This is a genomic window from Myxococcus guangdongensis, from assembly GCF_024198255.1.
In the GTDB taxonomy this organism is placed as follows: Bacteria; Myxococcota; Myxococcia; order Myxococcales; family Myxococcaceae; genus Myxococcus; species Myxococcus guangdongensis.
This window is the reverse complement of the sequence record NZ_JAJVKW010000021.1, coordinates 71288-89646: the sequence shown is the minus strand read 5'-3', so window position 1 is coordinate 89646 and position 18359 is coordinate 71288. Positions and strand designations below refer to the sequence as shown.

The 18359-nt window shown below is 71.0% G+C and carries 13 protein-coding genes; 4 read left to right on the top strand and 9 right to left on the bottom strand.

Going from position 1 to position 18359, the window contains the following annotated elements:
* Positions 1–55: 55 nt before the first annotated feature.
* From LXT21_RS40635 to LXT21_RS40615, 5 genes are all read right to left on the bottom strand, one after another.
* Entirely contained in the window at positions 56–529 is a 474-nt protein-coding gene (locus tag LXT21_RS40635) for a Csu type fimbrial protein (RefSeq protein WP_254043633.1), read from the bottom strand.
* Positions 513–2822 (bottom strand): fimbria/pilus outer membrane usher protein, encoded by a 2310-nt coding sequence (locus LXT21_RS40630; RefSeq protein ID WP_254043632.1) that lies wholly within the window; start codon positions 2820–2822, stop codon positions 513–515. Before LXT21_RS40630 ends, LXT21_RS40635 begins: the two co-directional genes overlap by 17 nt.
* On the bottom strand, positions 2819–3598 hold the full coding sequence (locus LXT21_RS40625) for a fimbrial biogenesis chaperone (protein ID WP_254043631.1): 780 nt from the start codon (positions 3596–3598) through the stop codon (positions 2819–2821). The genes LXT21_RS40630 and LXT21_RS40625 overlap by 4 nt, the downstream gene beginning before the upstream one ends.
* A gap of 15 nt (positions 3599–3613) precedes the next feature.
* Entirely contained in the window at positions 3614–4138 is a 525-nt protein-coding gene (gene pru / locus LXT21_RS40620) for a fruiting body development fimbrial-like coat protein PRU (RefSeq protein WP_254043630.1), read from the bottom strand.
* Between the two features lie 301 nt (positions 4139–4439).
* The gene (locus tag LXT21_RS40615) at positions 4440–6308 is read right to left on the bottom strand and encodes a glycosyl hydrolase family 18 protein (protein WP_254043629.1); all 1869 of its coding nucleotides are present in this window, start codon (positions 6306–6308) and stop codon (positions 4440–4442) included.
* Between the two features lie 736 nt (positions 6309–7044).
* Between LXT21_RS40615 and LXT21_RS40610 the strand changes: the two genes are divergently transcribed.
* Positions 7045–7794, top strand: a complete 750-nt coding sequence (locus LXT21_RS40610) for a hypothetical protein (protein WP_254043628.1) — start codon at positions 7045–7047, stop codon at positions 7792–7794.
* A gap of 25 nt (positions 7795–7819) precedes the next feature.
* On the opposite strand, the gene LXT21_RS40605 is transcribed toward LXT21_RS40610, so the two are convergent.
* Together LXT21_RS40605 and LXT21_RS40600 are read right to left on the bottom strand one after the other, a co-directional pair.
* Positions 7820–8563: an NIPSNAP family protein gene (locus LXT21_RS40605; RefSeq protein ID WP_254043627.1), complete on the bottom strand. Its 744-nt coding sequence runs from the start codon at positions 8561–8563 to the stop codon at positions 7820–7822.
* Between the two features lie 171 nt (positions 8564–8734).
* Positions 8735–9127 carry a RidA family protein gene (locus LXT21_RS40600; RefSeq protein ID WP_254043626.1) on the bottom strand — a complete coding sequence of 131 codons (393 nt, stop codon included), beginning with the start codon at positions 9125–9127 and terminating at the stop codon, positions 8735–8737.
* A gap of 193 nt (positions 9128–9320) precedes the next feature.
* On the opposite strand from LXT21_RS40600, the gene LXT21_RS40595 reads away from it, so the two are divergent.
* Positions 9321–13205, top strand: coding sequence for a kelch repeat-containing protein (locus LXT21_RS40595; RefSeq protein ID WP_254043625.1), 3885 nt, complete (start codon positions 9321–9323; stop codon positions 13203–13205).
* Positions 13206–13252: 47 nt separating this feature from the next.
* Entirely contained in the window at positions 13253–15091 is a 1839-nt protein-coding gene (locus LXT21_RS40590) for an OmpA family protein (RefSeq protein ID WP_254043624.1), read from the top strand.
* A gap of 55 nt (positions 15092–15146) precedes the next feature.
* On the opposite strand, the gene LXT21_RS40585 is transcribed toward LXT21_RS40590, so the two are convergent.
* The gene (locus tag LXT21_RS40585) at positions 15147–15752 is read right to left on the bottom strand and encodes a LysE family translocator (RefSeq protein WP_254043623.1); all 606 of its coding nucleotides are present in this window, start codon (positions 15750–15752) and stop codon (positions 15147–15149) included.
* A gap of 122 nt (positions 15753–15874) precedes the next feature.
* Here LXT21_RS40585 and gcvA point away from each other — a divergent pair, with 122 nt between their 5' ends.
* Complete coding sequence (gene gcvA / locus LXT21_RS40580; protein WP_254043622.1) at positions 15875–16807, top strand: transcriptional regulator GcvA; 933 nt, start codon at positions 15875–15877, stop codon at positions 16805–16807.
* Here gcvA and LXT21_RS40575 read toward each other — a convergent pair.
* Positions 16779–18266, bottom strand: coding sequence for a hypothetical protein (locus LXT21_RS40575; RefSeq protein ID WP_254043621.1), 1488 nt, complete (start codon positions 18264–18266; stop codon positions 16779–16781). The genes gcvA and LXT21_RS40575 overlap by 29 nt on opposite strands.
* Positions 18267–18359: the final 93 nt, after the last annotated feature.

Here is an 18359-nt window from a genome sequence, read left to right as displayed (position 1 = left end):
CAACGTCTGCGCCGGGCCGGACGCGGGGGGAGGAGGCGCACGGCGCGCGTGGCCCTCAGAGGTTCAGCGTCACCACGAGCGTGTCGGAGTACGCGCCCTGGGAGGCGCTCTGCTGCGCGGGGATGCGGCCGTAGATGGGGATGGCCACGTCCAGCCCGAGCAGGGGGAGGAAGGGGCCCAGGCGGTAGGTCCCCGCGCTCCCGTCGCCCCAGATGTTCAGCCGGGTCGGGTCCACGAAGAGGTTGTAGGCGAGCGTGTTCGTCGCCGGCCCCTGCATCTGCCTCGCGGCGGGGGTGTTCGAGCGGCCCGCGCCCAGCTCGATGGTGATGGGCGTGGAGTGGGCCATGCACCGGTAGACCACGCTCCCCGTCGTCTCGAGCGGCGCGGCGGAGACCGGGTTGTAGTTGCCGAAGTTCAGGTTCACCACGCCTCGCACCTGGCAGAGCGCCTGGCTCTGCGTCGCCCCGAGGATGCACGCCCCCGCGAGCAGGAGCGCGCAGCTCTGCGTCACTTCATTGCTTCGCCTCATCTGCGCACCCCACGGACCCCAGGTCGATGACCGGACCGGGGAGGGATGGGATCTCCAGGACCGCGGCGCATCGTCCGCCGGGGTAGTTGACGTGCGCTTCATGTCGGCCGGGTGGAATCCCCACCAGTTCGAACTCCCCATGCCAGCCGATGCCCGATTCCCAACGCTGTCCGTCCACCTCCACCTGGAGCGTGCCCTGGACGAGCGCGAACGCGTCGGGCCGCTTCTCGAGCACCAGCTTGCCGCGATAGGCGCGCACGGAGTCCACCTCGAAGTCGAGCAGCGCCCCGCCCTTGCGCCAGGGCGCCACCAGCTTCTCCGTGGCGGTGACGTACAGGTCCAGGGGGAGGTCCTCGTGCACGAGCGACAGCCGGTTCACGCCGTAGGCCTGCAGCCGCGTCACCACCAGCTCGCCGTCCGCGTTCGTGCGCCCGATGAAGTGGTTGTTCAGGCGGACCCCAATCCCCGACGCGCCCTTCACGCGCACCAGCGCATAGCCCTGGTCCACCGCGCGCGTGACGTGCAGGCCCCCGCCCAGGGCCACCACGGCCCCGGAGACCTCGGCCCCGCCCACCAGCGCCCCGCCGTGCCACTCCGCGTTCCCGGACACGCGGCCCACCTGGGTGTCGTAGTCCACGCGCGCCAGCGCCATGTCCTGGCTCCCCAGCTGGGCCTGGGCCTGGAAGCCCAGGCCGCCCTCGAGCGGAATCCCCCGGCTGATGTCCAGCGCGGTGGCGCCGCGGCGGCGGCCCTGGGTGTGCCCCACGTTCACCGTCGTCCGGGGGTCGAGCACGGCGGTCAGGTGCACCATGCCCTCCAGCGACGAGGGCCCCTGGAGCTCCTGGTTGCGGCTGGCGGAGAAGGACAGCATGGCGCGGGTCAGCAGCTGCGCGGACGTGGACGCGCCCAGCCGCGTGGTCCACTCGCCGGACTTCCAGCGCATGGCCACCGCCTGTCCGCCGAAGCTGACGCGGCTGCCCAGCGCGACGAAGACCGAACCGCCGGCCTCCAGCGGCGGCGTCCTGCCCGCCACCAGGCTCGCGTTGGCGTAGTCCGGGCTCTGCACCCGGGTGAAGAGCTGGCCGCCCGCCCACCGCCCCTGGAGCGAGTAGGCCAGGCCCGCCGCGAGCCCCCTGCGGCGCTCGCTGATGCTCAGCGCCTCCGACAGCTCGAGCTCGCCCTTGGGCAGCTGCAGCCACTGCGCGGCGCCCGTGCTGAGCAGGTCCGGGGACAGCTCCAGGCGCACGCCCGGCGTCAGCCACCGCGTGGCGCCCATCCGGAAGTGGCCGAGCAGCAGGGGACGGCCGTAGTCGAACGAGCGCGTGGCCAGCGACCTGCGCTCCACGCCGAGCGACAGCTGGTAGTCGGCCACGCCCGGCGCGAGCAGCTGCGCGCCCAGCGAATACGACGAGCTCACCTCGCGCGTGCGCCCGAACGCGTCCCGCACCACGTAGCGCGCGACGCCTTCTCCCCGGGGCACGGTGAAGTTCTCCAGCCGGTAGGGGCCCGGTGGCAGCTCGGCGCGGCGCACCAGGCGGTTGTTGACGTAGACCTCCAGGACGGAGGGCGTGCTGACATCCCCGGCCAGGTCCTGCACCGGGTTGCGCACGAAGTAGGGGTTGAGCTCGAACGAGCGCTGCACGTGCACGCCCGCCACCACCGCGCCCCCTCCCAGCACGCCGCCATGGCCGGTGGCCTCCCCGGCGATGGCGCGCAGCATGACCTCGGGGAAGTCCACCGTGAGCTGGCTCAAGCCCCACAAGGGATTGCCGCCGGGGGTCCACCGGGCCTGGGTGGTGAACAAGGCCCGCCCCAGCGAGGCCCCCGTCTCGCCGTACAGCGTGAAGCCGGAGTTGCGCGCATGGGCCGCGTAGTTGAGGAACGCGCTCGGGCTCCCCGTGAGCGTGTAGCCCTCGGGGGCCGTGGGCCCCATGTCCACCCGCGTGGTGACGAAGGCCGTCGCGGGCAGCTCGCACTGCAGCTTCGCGGTGCGCTCATCCAACTGGAAGCTCGCCAGGGGGCCCAGGCCCGCGAGCGACACATAGCGCTGGCCGTCGATGACCTCCACCCGCGCGCCCAACCGGACCAGGTCGACGCCCGCCGCCTCCAACGTGGCGGCCGGCACGAGCACGTCCTGGTCCCGCAGGCGCGGGAACACGTCCCCCTGGGGGACGCCGTTGAGCGTCATCTCGACGACGATGGGGGGGGTGACGACGGGCTCGGCCGCGCGCGCCAGTCCCGTCCACAACAGGACCAGCGCCGCCCCGAGCCCCAACGATGTGGAACGGCTCATGGAGTTTCAGGCGTCGCGCAGGGGACGGATGCGTTCACCGGCGCCGCCTGACGGAACACCCCACGGTCCGTCTCCACCTCCACCTCCAGGGACCGAATCTTCTGGCACTGCTCCACGGGCGTCTTGAGCGCGAAGGTCAGCGAGCCGCCCGGCAGCACGTACCAGCCGGGCTCCTCCTTCACGAAGACGCGCTCGCCCTTCTCGTCCAGCCCCCGCATGCGGCTGTTGCGCACGTAGAAGGTGACGGTGCCCGGGTTCTTCACGCGGAACTGGAACTTCGATTGGGTCAGCTCCACGTCCTCCACGCGCCCATCGACGCTCTTGCTCTGCGGCGCGACGAACACCGGGACGGAGATGCGGGTGAGGACCTTCAGCCCGGCGGACGGTGGCAGGGGGCCGATGGGCGGCAGCTCCTCGACGACCAGTCGGAACGTGCGCTCCGTCGCCTGTGGGGCCGAGGAAATGCCCACCCGGATGGGGCGGGTCTCCCCCGGCTCCAACGTCAACATCGCCGGAAAGAAGAAGACCTCCTGTGTCGGCGCGAGGCTCATGTTGCCGCCCTCGTCCTGGGTCCAGGTATGCATCGATGCCTGGAAACGAACGGATTCGTTGCTCAGGTTCTTCAGCATCACCGCCACCCCCCGTGAGCCGCCCTCCAAATCCAGGCGCACGGGGTTGACCTCGACGGCGGCGGCCAGCCCGGACGCGGGCAGGGCCCACGTCCACAATGACAGCCACCTCAGACTCCGGACCCAGAACGACCGACGCGAAAACATGAGGCCTCGACCGGGTCAGAAGGTGATGGTGGCGACCACGGTGTCGTTGTACGTGCCGGAGGGCACGTTCTGCCCGCGCGGCACGTTGCCGTAGACCGGCACCGGGATGGAGATACCCGTGCCGACGTACGCCAGGCCCGTGCCGGCCGTGTTGCCCCAGACCACCAGGCGCGTCAGGTCCTGGTACAGCAGGTAGGACATGTAGTCATTGGAGTTGGTGTTCTTCATGCGACGCAGGGGCACCGCGTCCGTCGAGCCCGCGGCGGCGTTGCGGCCCTGGCCCAGGGTGATGACACCCGTGCCCAGCAGGGTGCACTGCACGCCCATGGTGCCCGTCCCGAGCAGGTCGATGCCCAGGCTCGAGTTGATGATGACCGGGTCGTAGTTGCCGAAGTTGAGCGTGCCCGAGTTGATGGTGCACGAACCGGACACGGCTGCCGTCACGGTGAGGTTGGCGGTGGCGGTGGCCGCGTCAGCGGTGGTGGCGGTGAAGACAGACGCCGCGATGGCGGCGGTGAGGACGCTCTGAATGGCTTTCATGTGTGATGCTCCAGCGACGGTCAGGTGAATCCTGCCGTTGCCTCCTGCCATTGCAGACTGGGCGCCAACGGCGCGAACGCCAAGGCTGCCCCTCCCCATGCGCCAATCACCTCACGCTTCGGAAGTGGAGTGGCTGGCACGTCTACAACCCAGGGGAGGGCGGATATCGACTGGCGAGTGTCCCACCGTACGTCGCGGGTCCCCCTCGGGCCCGGGTGTCGGACCCGAGGGGAAGCGGCTAGGAGGGCGGCGATTTCGCCATCGCGGGCGTGCCGTTCTCCCATTCCGGGCACCGCGAGGGTCAGGGCTGGAACGCTTCTTTCACTGCGTCGAGTGGTGGATTGGTGCCCGTCGCCGGGTTGGTGCAGCCCTGGTTGAGGGTCCAGATGATGGTGCCGCCGAAGCCGTTGGCGCGCGCCCACGCGCCCTTCGCGGCGATGGCCTGCGGGGAGTCATACGAAATCCAGCGCACGGTGCCGTCCACCACGGGGCGGGTGAAGGTGACGTAGCTGGACTGGGCGGCCGCGTCCCAGCGGTACGTGCCGCTGGCGGACAGCTGGAGGATGCGCGCGTAGGGGAAGTCGTTGTCGCTGCCCACGTAGTCGGACCAGTCGGTGTAGGGCTGGTAGGGGCCGGTGATGTTGCGCCAGGCCATGCCATAGAAGGGGATGCCCATGCCGAGCTTCGCCTTGGGCAGGCCCGCGTTCGCCCAGGCGTTGAGGCTGGAGGACACCGACGTCGGCCGCGTGCCGGACTCGCCCGTGAGCGCGGAGCCGTACCACGAATCCCAACCGCCCCAGGGGCCGGTCATCTCATAGGTCATGACATTCATCTGGTCCATGTAGGGGACCAGGTTGTTGAACCAGGGGTCGGCGTCCTCGGGGAAGTTGTTGTTCACCCAGCCGATGGGGATGGTCATCAGCATGTTGGGCCGGGCCGCGCGCAGCTCGCGCACCAGCGCCAGCAGGTTGGGCCGGTCCGCCACCTCGATGGGCTCCCAGTCGATGTCCAGGCCGTCGTAGCCGAAGCTGTCCATGGCGGCGATGAGGTTCCGGACGAAGCGGGCGCGGTTGGCGTTGGAGGCGGCGCCCACCCAGCCGTCGTGCTCTCCGGCGCCGCCCACCATGATGAGGGCCTTGCGCCCCGCGGCGTGGGCCCGCGTGGCCAGGGTGCGCGCGATGGCTGGCCCGTTGTCGTTGTCGAACTGGGTGTTCACCGTGCCGTCGGCGTTGGGCGTCGCGCGGCCGACGAAGATGTGGGTCAGCGCGCTGAAGTCCACCTTCTCCGGCGGATACAGGTCCGCGTTCCAGCCGGTGTAATAACCAGACACCCACAGCCCACCCCCGGGCGCGGCGCTGACGGTGATGGTGGCCTCGGCGGACTGGTTGGTGTCCGCGAGGCTCTGGGCCACCACATGGTAGGTGCCGGGCGCGGTGGGCGCGGTGTAGACGCCCGCCTGGGTGATGGCGCCGCCCGCGGTGCCCTCGCGCACGCTCCAGCGCACCTGGGTGTTGGTGGAGCCCGTCACCGTGGCGACGAAGGTGCTCGTGCCTCCGGGCGGCAGGGTCACGGCGGGCGGGGAGACGGTGACCTGCACGGGGGCCGGGCCGTTCGAGTCCTCCAGGCGCACTTCGTCGAAGTAGAGCGTGGACAGCGTCTGCCCGAGCGCCTCCTGGAGCACCAGGCCCTTCATGCGCGAGCCGACGGGGATGACGGCCGACAGCGGCACCCTGCACGTCACCCAGGTGTTGGCCCGGACGCGGCCGCCGGTGCAGCGGGCGCCCAGGGGCGTGCCCGGGGTGAGCACGTTCTCCTCGAAGGCGCGCACCTGCACCGCCGCGTTCTCACCTCCCGTGCCGCCGTGCACGCGCAGCACCAGCGCGGCCGTGGCGTTGACGCTCTGGGGCTCCGTCAAGAAGAACAGGCCCTCATGCGCTCGCATCGTCACGGAGATGGAGTGCCGTCCTCCGGAGACGGGCGAGGTGTTCGTCAACGAGTGCTGCGCCCAGGAGAAGTCCTGCCAGGGCGCCACCATCCCATCCAGATATATCCAGCTCGTGACGGCCAGCCCCTGTTCGCGTGGGGCCTCCGTCTTCGGCGGCTGCGCGTGTGTCCCCCAGGCCGACAGCAGCACCACGGCCATGGCCATCCAACCCACCCAACGTTTCATGTGTTCTCCTCTCGGGGCATGTCGGGCACCGCGCTCACCAGCGGCGTCGCACGGGCCATGCGCCCCGGTGGCGGTCCGAAATGGACCGGCCACTCGAGGCAAGCTGGGTGAAGACTCCCCAGCGGCAAACCCCACCCCCGGTCCCAGACGGCGGCGGTGGGCCGACATTCATCTGGCGGCTGGGACAATGAATGGCGTCAATGCCTTGCAGGAGGAGTTCTCGCTACACGCCCCCCTGAGACATTGGAACGAGCGAGAAGTTTCGTCACGTCTGGGATTCAGGCCCGGCCGTTGTCTGCCCCGGGGTGGTGATTCGGACCCGGCTTGCGCGGGGGCTGGCCGGGTGTGGGTGGAGCGGGTCATGGCGCGCGTCGGCCGGTTGGCCGTGGCATTCCCGCGCGGGCCGCGACCGGGAGTCTCGAGGCGTCGCCGCAGGACCTGTCATTGGGGCGCCATGTCGCGCTCAAGCTCCCGCGGCCGCAGCTGCTCGGTCCCCTTGGCGCGGAGCGGATGCTGGAGGAGGCTTGTCGCGAACACCGTGCTGCTCCGGAGCATGGCCACGATGGCTTTCATTGGGCTCATCGCGGCGCCCCTGGATTCTGTCGGTGGGGTTGACCCCGGGGTGAGGCTGAAGATGCACCGAGGGGCGCGCGCGACTCAGGTGGTTTGCGGGGGTGCTCTGAATCCCAGGTTCCACTACACTTCCAGGAAACCTGTGACTCCCAGTTGGAGACGAATGATGTTCAGTGCCTTTCCGCGCACCCTGCGAAGCCTCACCGCCACGGCGGCCCTCCTGTCCCTGACCGCCTGTGGCGACGACGACGACAACACCCCCGAGCCGCCCGCGCCCCTGGCGTGTGACGCCTCCACCTACGCCGAGGCCGTGCGCAACGCGGCGGAGCCCACGAGCACGGACATCTCCACGGACCTGTGGGCCATCAGCCCGTCCAACACCAAGCTCGTGTGGAACGCGGACAAGACGGCCGTGCGCATGGCCATCTGGACCACCTTCCAGGGCTATACGCTCGGCCAGAACACGCTGTCGCGCGAGGTGTGGGTCACCCCCGCGCCCCAGCTCCAGACGTTCTGCAAGACGGTGCCCCAGGACAAGCTGGTGGCGCGCGTGAACCAGTACCTGGGCCTGCCCCCCGCGGGCGAGAGCGACAGCGGGCGCTACATCGTCGAGCTGTGGGTGAAGCCCTCCGACATGTTCCGGCCCTGCCCGGACTCGGAGATCGACGACGGCAGCTGCGGCCTGCAGTTCCCCGAGTCCGCCACCAACGAGCACAAGAACTGGATGAACGCGTACTTCGCCTCCAGCTACGGCTTCTGGCAGCGCACCCAGTACCCGTGGACCGGCCTGGGCTACACGTATGACTGGTGCAACGCCGACACGCACGTCGGCGCCAGCGAGTACGTGGTCCGCTCCGCCTCCATCGTCGAGGTGACCGGCAAGTTCGAGCGCGCCGTCTACTGCGCGCAGTAGTCGCCGCCCCCGCCCACCGGTCCGCTCACTTGAGCCGTGAGCGGGCCGTGGGCTCCAGCAAGAGCGTCTCCGGTTCGGCCTTCAACCGCGCGCGCAGCCCCGGGCGCACCGTCTCCTTCCAGCCGCGAGCGCCCTCCAGCTTCTCCAGGTGCGCTCGGTACGCCTCCCGGCTCGCGAAGCGCGTGAAGAAGACGACCACGTGCGCCCCTTCGCGCACGGGCAGCGCGGGGAAGGTGTTCGTCGCGTGCTCGCTCTGGAACACCGCCAGGGGCGCAGCCCCCGCCTTGGTCAGCTCCGGTATGCACTGCTCCTCGACGTACTCCAGGAACGCCGCGTCCACGGGCGCGTCGCGGTGGAGGATGGTGGCCACGACGAGTGAGCCGGGAACCTCTCGCGCCTCCACACCCGGGCGTGCCTGGGTCGGCGCGGGGAACCCACGTCGACCGGGGAGCGGCTTCAACAGGAGCACGTTCGACGAGTCCACCATCGTCGCGTTCGCGGCCTCCCGGTGCGCCTTCCACACCGGGCTGCCGTAGAAGGACTTCAGCGCCACCTCACGGGCCCCCATGTCCGCGAAGCCGCGCAGCCACACGAAGCGCTCGGGCCTCTCCGCGTCCCGGAACTGACCGACGAGCCGGGCGCCTCGCGCCTCCTGGCTCTCGATGAACTCCCGCTCGAACAGCGAGACGAGCACGTCCCGCTGCCCCTCGCGCAGCGTGTACTGCCTCAACTCCAGCACGGCACAGCAGTCATCGGACGACGGTTTCACGGGCGTGACTCCAGCAGCGGAGGCCGGCGGGAGCGCGTGGGCCGTCCACGTCAGGAGCAAGGAGAGAACGAGGAGGGGCGGTCGCATCGGGCCTTCCGGAAGAAGAAAGGGCCACGGTACGGACCATCTAGGTCAGTTCCGGTCCTCATTCGGACGACCCTCGCGCGCGGCTCAGGGCACGTAGGCGACGCAGTCGATCTCCACCATCAGCCCCTCGTCGGGGAGCGCCGACACCTGCACGGTGGTGCGCGCGGGGCGGTGGCCGGCGAAGACGCGCTCGTAGACGGCGTTCATCCGACGGAAGTCCTTCATGTCCGTCAGGAAGACGCCGCAGCGCAGGACGTGCTGCAGGCTGGAGCCGCCCGCGACGAGGATGCGCTCGAGGTTGCGCAGCACCTGCTCCGTCTGCGCCTCGATTCCCTCCGCCTGTTTCCCGGTGGCCGGGTCCGTGGCGGCCTGTCCGGAGACGAAGAGCAGCGACTCCAGCTTCATCGCGGGGGAGTAGGGGCCCACGGGCTTGGGCAGCCCCGGTGCGGTCACGACTTCGTGTTTCGTCGACGTCATGGACGGATGCCTCCTGGTGCCGGGGACCCCACATGACCTCCCAGGGCGAGTCAAGTGGGTCCGGTTCAAGGAAAAGCGTGATACAGCGTGCGTCGACACGCGCGGGTCCTTCCGCGTGGCACGCGCCCCGGCGCGTAGGCCCGTGATTCATGCTCGGGTCCTGGGAGGGTGACAGATGCAGTCGAGATGCGTCTTGCAACGCCTGGTCTTGATGTTGTGCTGTGCCATGGTGTGGTCGTGCGAGCCTCAGCGCGAACTGCCCGCGGCGGAGGATGCGCTCGCCCTGGCCCGGAGCTATTTCCCGGAGCTCGCCACGGACGAGGGTGCCCCCAGGCGCTTCTCCTCGTCGGACACGCCAGCCTCCGGAGCGGACGCGCGGGTGCTGACGGCCCGGCTCACCGGGAGCGGGGCGCTGGAGATTTCCACCCGAGGGCTGTCCTTCCGGGTCGAGTCGTCGCCGGGGGATGCCGACCATGGGATGCCGCGCCACGAGGGCGCGGTCTCGTACGTGGGCGAGCGTCACTTCTTCTTCCCGGTGGGCGGCTTCGCGGAGCTGAGCCAGGGCTGGCGCGGCTCGCGAATCGAAGAGGCCTGGGTGGTGGATGCCTCCGAGCCCACCCACCGCGCCGAGTATCGCGTCACGCTCCCGGGCACGGTGACGCGGCTGCGGGACACGGGCGAGGTCATCGAGTTCCTCGACGAGGACGGCTCGCCGGTGCTGCGCTTCCACCCGTCCGAGGTCCGTGACGCGCAAGGCACCTCGCGCCGTGGGACAGCGCGGCTGTCGGGCGTGCGCGAGAGCGCCGTCGCGAAGGTGTTCGACGTCGTGAGCCCCCAGGTGGGCATCGTCTCCGAGGTCGCGCTCGCGGGGCTCTCGGCACCGCTGGTGGTCGACCCCGGCTGGTCCTCGACCGCGGCGATGGCGACCGCGCGTGGCCAGCATGCCGCCATCCCGCTGACGGAGGGCTCCGTCCTGGTGGTGGGCGGCGTCAACAGTGGGGGGTTCGTCACCAGCGCGGAGCGGTTCGACCCCACGCGGGGCGCCTGGTCCGTCGTCGCGGCCCCGGGCATCACCGGCAACACGACGTTCGGCGTGATGCTGCCGACGGGCAGCGCCGTCGCCTTCACGGACGGCAGCCTGACGGGACGCCTGTACGACGCGGCGGCGAACACCTGGACCGCCACGGGCGCGATGTCCGCGAGCCGGGCGCTGCCGACCGCCACGCTGCTGTCCTCGGGGCAGGTGCTGGTCGCGGGCGGCTCCAGCCTGGCGACGGCGGAGCTGTACGACCCGACGACGAACACCTTCACGCCCACGGGCTCCATGTCCGCCGCCCGCCGTGCCCACGTCGCCGCGCGGCTGAGGGATGGCCGGGTGCTGGTGGTCAGTGGCTTCAACAACGCCGCGGTCGAGGTTCCCTCCGCGGAGCTCTACGACCCCACCGCGGGGACCTGGTCGCTCGCGGCCCCGCCCCTGGTGCCGCGTCACTACGCGACGGGCACGCTGCTGCCCGATGGCCGCGTGTTGCTCGCGGGCGGCCGTACGGCCTCGGGTGTCATCGCGCAATCGGAAATCTATGACCCCACCGCCAACACCTGGACCGCGACGGGCGCGCTGCGGCTTGCTCGCAACGGGCACACGGCCACGCTGCTCCCGGATGGGAAGGTCGTGGTCATGGGCGGCTCGGACGACGCGAGGGTGGGGCAGACCGTCTCGGAAATGTATGACCCGGCGACGGGGACCTGGAGCGATGCGGGCACGGTGACCGTGGGCCGTGAGAACGCCACCGCCACGTTGCTCGTCACCGGTCAGGTGCTGGTCGCCGGCGGCTTCAACCAGTCGGGTGGGCCCACGGTCTTCTCCGCGGAGGCGGACCGCTACGAGGCCTCCAGCTCCCGCTGGACGCCGGCCGGCGCGCTGGCGACGGGGCGTGAGAGCCAGTCGGCCGCGCTCTTGCCCTCGGGGCAGGTGCTGGTCGCCGGAGGTCGCGACGACACGGGCGTGCTCAGCGGCACGGAGCGCTACACGCCCGCGAGTGACTCGTGGGCTCCCGCGGCCGCGATGGCCACGACGCGCGAGCGCGCCACGTTGACGTTGCTGCGTTCGGGGCAGGTGCTCGCGGTCGGCGGCTCCAACAACGGCGGTGCGCGCCTGTCCTCGGCGGAGCGGTACGACCCGACGACCAACACCTGGGCGCCCGCGGGGAACATGGCGGGCGCGCGCGATGGTCACACCGCGACGCTGCTGGCGACGGGCGACGTGCTGGTGACGGGCGGACGGCTCGCGGGCGTGACGGAGATCTACGACGTGAGCGCCAACACCTGGCGTCCGGCGGCGACGACGCCGGAGACCCGCTCGAACCACGCCGCGGTGCTGTTGCCGGACGGCCGGGTGTTGGTGGCGGGCGGTCGCTTCGCCGCGACGTCGGTCAACACGGTGGAGCTGTATGACCCGACGGCGGACACGTGGACGCCCGTCCCGCCACTCGCGGAGGGCCGGGCCCACTTCTCGCTGGTTCTGCTGCCGTCCGGGCGGGTGCTGGCGGCGGGAGGTCAGTCGCCCACGGGTGAGACGGCGACGGCGGAGCTGTACGACCCGACGACCAACACCTGGTCTCCCGCGGGGACGCTCACGACGGCGCGGGCCTATCACGCCACCGCGCTGCTGCCCTCCGGGCGCGTGCTCGTCTCGGGTGGCGAGGGTGGGGGGAGCGTGCTGGACAGCGCGGAGCTGTACGACCCGGTGACGAACACCTGGCAGCCCGCGGCGAACCTGCCCGAGGGCCGGTCGTTCTCCAAGCTCATCGTGTTGTCCACCGGCGAGGCGCTGACCTTCGGCGGACAGGACGCGGGCGGCCTCTGGTTGGCGAGCGCCTCGCGCTACAACGACACGGGTGCGCAGCCCGCGTGGCGGCCGACGGTGGCCACGCCGGACCAGGTGCCCCTCGGCTGCCCGGTGCGCATCACCGGCACGGGGTTCCAGGGCATCTCCCACGCCAGCTCGGGTGACTACCGAGACTCCTCGGCGGCCTTCCCGCAGGCGCGCCTGCAGGCCATCGAGGGCCGGCGGCTGTGGAGCCTGCCGGGAAGCGACATGTCCGCCACGGGCGTGACGGCCACCATCCCCGCGAGCGCGACGCCGGGCGCGTATGTGCTCTCCGTCTTCGCCAACGGCGTGGGCAGTGGCCGCGTGGTGCAGGCGGTGCCGAACACCGCGCCCACCGTGCAGGGCCTGTCGGCCCTCTCGAGCAACGGGGTGCCCGCGGAGGTGACGTTGACGGGCACGGACGCGGAGGGTTCTCCGCTCACGTTCATCATCGTCACGCCGCCGGCGCACGGCACGCTCAGCGGCACGCCACCCAACCTCACGTACACGCCGAATCCGGGCTACATCGGACCGGACAGCTTCACCTACCGGGCGCGCGACTGCGGACTCGACAGCAACGTGGCCACGGTGACGGTCGATGTGTCCGACGACCCGCCGACAATCACCTGTCCGGCGGACCTGGTGGTGGACGCCACGAGCGCGTCGGGCGCGGTGGTGGACTACCCCCCGGCCACGGCGTCCGACAACGGCGGGCCCGCGCCCACGGTGACGTACTCGCCGCCCTCGGGCAGCACGCTGCCGCTGGGCGACACGACGGTGACGGCGACGGCGGTGGACACCGGCGGTCAGCAGGTCACCTGCACCTTCCAGGTGACGGTGCGCGACACGACGGCGCCCACGCTGACGTGCCCCGCGAACATCGAGGTCCAATCCGACGCGCAGGGCGGCGCGGAGGTGACCTACAGCGTGCCGCCTCCGACGGACACCTCCGGCCCCGTCACCGTGACGACGTCGCACCCGTCCGGCTCGCGCTTCCCGTCGGGCCGCACGCGCGTCACCGTCACCGCGACGGACGCCTCGGGGAACTCGTCCCGCTGCGAGTTCGACGTCACCGTGCAGACCTTCGTGGTGCGCATCGCCGGCGGTAGCTGCCAGGCCGCGGGCGGTGGAGCGAACCTGGCGCTGGTGGTGCTGGCGGTGCTCGCCGTGTGGGCGGGGCGCCGTCGTGGCCGCGAGGAGGCGGGTCGATGAGCTCCTCGAATCCTCTCCTCCGACTCTTCAGCTCGAAGGACCTTCCCTTGCGTAAATCAGCACGGATGTGTGTGCTCGCCGCGGCGCTGGCCTCGGCGGGTGGAGCCTCGGCGCAGACGACCTCCACGCCCCTGAGCCCCTTCGACGCGGAGCGGCTGCGGCTGAACGCGTCGGCGGTGGACTCGCTGACGGTGGACACCGGACGGCTGCTCAACGAGGGCGGCTATCGGCTCAGCCTGCTCGTGGGCTACGAGCGCGGCATCCTGGTGCTGGAGGGCAGCGACGGCAGCGAGCGCTCCATCCTCCACTACCGCACGTCGGCCTGGGTGCAGGGCGCCTGGTCGCCGGTGGACCGGTTGGAGCTGTCCGCGCGGCTGCCCGTCATCATCCACCAGGGCGGCCATGGCGAGGGCATGTACGTCGGCATCTCCACGCCGTCGTCCTCGGGGCTGGGCACGCCGGAGGTGGGCGCGCGCTACTCGCTGTTGCGTCGCGACGAGGGCGCGCCCTTGTCGCTCGCGGTGGGGTTGGACGTGGGCCTCCCCGGTGGACGCGCGAGCGCCTTCGGTCGGCAGGAGCACTGGGCGGGGCTGCAGTTCTCGCCCCGCGTCTCGCTCGGCCGCGAGGTGGGCATGTTCGCGCTGGGCGCCAGCGCGGGCGCGCGCATCCGGTCGACGGAGGCGAACCCGGGCCGCGACGTGGGCACGGAGCTGGAGCAGTCCGTCGTCGTGGCCACGCGCGGCGAGGGGCTTCGCGGCGAACTCGCGTTGCAGGTGGCCGAGTCGCTGGTGCAGCCCGACGTGGCGGTGGAGCTGCTCGGCGGTGTGCGGCTGCCCATCGGCCACGGCTTCGAGGTGAACGCGCTCGCCGGAAAGGGCTTCACGAACATCCCCGGTACGCCCGCGTGGCGTCTGGGCGCCGGCATCGCGTGGGCACACAACCCCGCCCGCGAGGACGTCTGCCAGGGCGGACGCAAGCACACGCCCGAGCAGTGCCCGGACAACGACGACGACAATGACGGTGTGCTCAACAAGTCCGACCGCTGCCCGAACGAGGCGGGCTCGGTGGAGAATGAGGGCTGCCCGGACCCGGACTCGGATGGTGACGGCGTGCCGGACCGGACGGACGCGTGCCCGAACGAGGCCGGCAGCAAGGACGCGGGTGGCTGCCCGGACAAGGACGGCGACGGCGTGCCGGACGCGAAGGACCAGTGCCCCGACGAGAAGGGCACGGCCGAGAACCAGGGCTGCCCCGCCCCGAAGGACACGGACGGGGACGGCGTGCCGGACGACGAGGACAAGTGCCCCAAGCAGAAGGGCACGGCCGAGAACCAGGGCTGCCCGGCCCCGAAGGACACGGACGGTGACGGCGTGCCGGACGACGAGGACAAGTGCCCCAAGCAGCAGGGCACGGCCGAGAACCAGGGCTGCCCGGCCCCGAAGGACACGGACGGTGACGGCATCCCGGATGACCAGGACAAGTGCCCGAACGAAGCGGGCGTGGCCAGTCGCCAGGGCTGCCCGGAGCCGGCGCCGGTGGAGGAGAAGCTGTCGCTCGCGGACCGTCGCGTCACCTTCACGGTGGGTCGCGCCGAAATCGAGGGTCAGGGCACCAAGGTGCTGGATGACGTGGCCGCGCAGCTGAAGGCGCGTCCGGGTGTCGCCGTCCGCATCGAGGGCCACACCGACAACACCGGTCCGGAGGAGCTCAACCGCACGCTGAGCCAGGAGCGCGCGGAGGCGGTGCGCGCGTACCTCATCAAGCGCGGCATCGACGGCAAGCGCCTGGAGGCCAAGGGCTACGGTCCGTCGCGTCCCATCGCGACGAACGACACCCCGGAAGGCCGCAGCGAGAACCGCCGCGTGGAGTTCATCATCAAGCGGTAACGGCAGGACCTGGAGGCCCGCGGAGCCACGAGGCTCCGCGGCCTTCGGGAGCGGCTCACGCCACGGCGACGTAGGCGGCCACCGCCACCATGCACGCGCCGAACGTCCAGCCCTGGATGCGCAGGGCGCGCTCGGAGCGGAAGCGCCCCAGGATGAGCTTCCCGCCGTAGATCCACGGGAAGTGGCACGCCACGCAGACGACCAGGAAGGCCCCGGTGAGCTGCGCCGTCTGCGCGAGCATCCCGAGCTCCGGCCGCAGGAACTGCGAGAACATCACCAGAATCATCGAGTGGATTTTCGGGTTGAGCGCGACGGCGAGCACGCCCTCGACGAAGCCGAGGCGCTCCGGCTCCACGTCCTCCGTGGTGGGCGCGCGGGTGCTGCGCACGAAGCTCCACGCGAGATGGAGCAGGTACACCACGCTGCTCCAGCGCAGCACGTGCAGCAGCGCGGGCACCCCTTCCAGCGCCCGGCCCAGCCCCAGTCCGTAGACCAGGCACAGGGCGACGTTGGCCACCTCGAACCCCACCCAGAACGGCAGCGTGCCGCGGAGGCCGAAGCGGCCTCCGGCGGTGGCGAGCACCGTGTTGCCGGGGCCCGGACTGAACACCATCGGCACCGTGTAACCGAGGAACATCACCCAGACTTCAGCGGGAATCATGGCTCGAGCCCTCAGGCCTCCGGCGCGTCCATCGCGTCGGGCACCTGTCAGGACAAACTCCATTTCGAGCCCGCTCCCCAGCGAGCTATCCTCGGGCCCTCGATAAAGGGAGCTCATCGAGCATGCGACGCATTCCACCGCTCGGCGCCCTGCGCGCCTTCGAGGCGGGAGCACGGCATCTGAGCTTCACCCGCGCCGCCACCGAGCTGCGCGTCACGCAGGCCGCCATCAGTCATCAGGTGCGTCAGCTGGAGGACTGGCTCGGCGTGTCGCTGTTCGAGCGCCGGGGCCACGCGCTGACGCTGACGCAGAAGGGACAGGCCTACCTGCACGAGCTCACCCCCGCCTTCGAGCGACTGGCCGAGGCGACCACACGTCTGTACGAGGCGGAGCAGGGGCCGCTGCGGCTCACCGTGCTGCCCTCGCTCGCCGCGTGCTGGCTGCTGCCCCGGCTCGCGTCCTTCCGCGAGCACCACGCGTCGCTGGAGCTCCAGATTTCGAGCGCCGTCGAGCTGTGGGACTTCCTGGATGACCGCTTCGATGTCGGCCTGCGCTCCGGGCTGGGGAAGTGGACAGGGCTGAAGGCCGAGCTGCTGGCGCCGGAGGGACTCACGCCCGTGTGTACCCCCGCGCTCGCGAGGCGGCTGCGCGCGCCCTCGGACCTGCGCAAGCTCCGGCTCCTCCACGACACGCCGAAGGACGGCTGGCGGCGCTGGTTGGACGCGGCCGGCGTGGAGGGCGTGGACACCACGAAGGGCTTCTCGTTCAACGACGCGGGGCTGGTGCTCCAGGCCGCGCGTCAGGGCGAGGGCGTGGCGCTGGGGCGGTTGATGCTCGCCGCCGAGGACCTGCGGACCGGACGGCTCGTCCGGCCCTTCGAGACGGTGCTCCCCAACGACTACGGCTACTGGCTCGTCCACCCCCGGCCGCTGTCGGGCCGCGCCGACGTGGCGGCGCTGCGCGCCTGGGTGCTCTCCGAGGCGCGCGCCACCGCGCGTTCCGTGGGGCTCGTCGTCGGGCCCGGTGCTACGGGGTCGCCCCGGACGCGCACGTGAAGTCGGCCCGCGTGCTCCACAGCTGGAGCTCGCCCGTGCCGTCCTGGGCGAAGAAGAAGATGCTCTTGCCCATGCGCCGGAATCCCGAGGGCGACGAGCCACTCGGGCCCGGAACGATGTCCGCCAGTTGCCCCGTGGTGGCGGAGGTGCCGCGGGTGAACCAGGGCTCGGTGGCCCCGTTCTCCGACCCGCGGAAGAGCAGCGCGCCGTGGCCCGTGTCGAACAGCGGGGAGCTGGACTCGTAGCTCAGGTCCAGCGGACGGTGGACGAGCTGGGTGCCGGCGGCGGTGCCATCCGTCACCCATAGGGACACGTCCTGGTGGGCCGGGCCCGTGCCTTCGATGGCCATCGTGAAGAAGAGCTGCGCTCCGGAGCGCAGCGCGCGCTGGAGATAGGGCATGGCATCCGGGCGATTCGCGTACGGGTTGGGCAGTGTGGTGATGCGCGTCTTGCCGCCGCCCTCGAGCGAGATGCGCTCCAGGTGGAGCGCGCGCAGGTCCTGCGACAGCGTGCTCAGGTAGACCGAGGAGCCCAGCACCCCGAGCAGGCGCGTGGCCCGGCCGAAGGCCTCCAGTCGCACCGTGCCCTGGGCGGTCCCGTCCGTCTTCCAGACCTCGTCATGGGTGCCGTCGTTCATCACGAACAGGCCCACGTCCCCCGTCGCGTCCACGTGGTGGACGTAGGCGTCGCGCGAGTCCACCTTCTTGACGGCGAACGTCCCGGAGGGCGTGCCATCGGTGCGCCACAGCGTGGTGCCGCTCTGCTCGGAGGACAGGAACATGAGCAGCGTGTTGCCCACCTTCAGGGAGGAGGACTGGACGGTGACGTCGTCGGGGATGAGCGTCACCCGGGAGGTGCCCTCGGGGGTCCCGTCCGAGCGCCACAGCTCGTGGTGCACGTAGGGCGGCCGGGAGTCGAAGGTCCCCCGGACGAAGACGAGCAAGTCGTCGAGCACGGTGTGGTGCGTCAGCGACGAGCTCCTCGCGCCAGGCGTCATGTCCTTGAGCATCCGGCTCCCCGCCTGGGTGCCGTCGCTGACCCACAGCTCATTTCCGGTGATGGGGTCGTCGACCTCGAAGAAGACCTTGCGGCCCATCGCCAACAGTCCGCCCAGCCGCGGGAAGCGGTTCGGTGCGGGGGGGAAGTGGGTCACCTGCACGGTGCCCCCGGGCGTTCCGTCCGAGCGCCAGAGCGTGGCGCTGCCATCCTGGCGGTTGGTGCCGAAGGAGAGGACTCCTCCCATGTCGACGAGCAGGTCCGTCCCGCGGTGCTTGCCGCTGAGCAGGATGGAGCCCGGTGGCGCGATGACCTTCAACCGGGTGGCCGTGCCCTGGGGACAGGCCTGCGCCCGGGCCTCGCTTTGGCCTGTGTCGATGGCTTGTTCATCCTCGGGGCTCGTGGAAAATCCGCACCCCGCAAGTCCGAGTCCCAACAAGGTGCACAAGTGTCTTGCCCGCATGTCCGTTCCTTTCCGGAAAGAAAAGCAACGGACGGTGGGGCGCGAGGCGTGGACTTCCAATGGGCGCCGTGGGGAGGGGTTCCCGTTCACCAA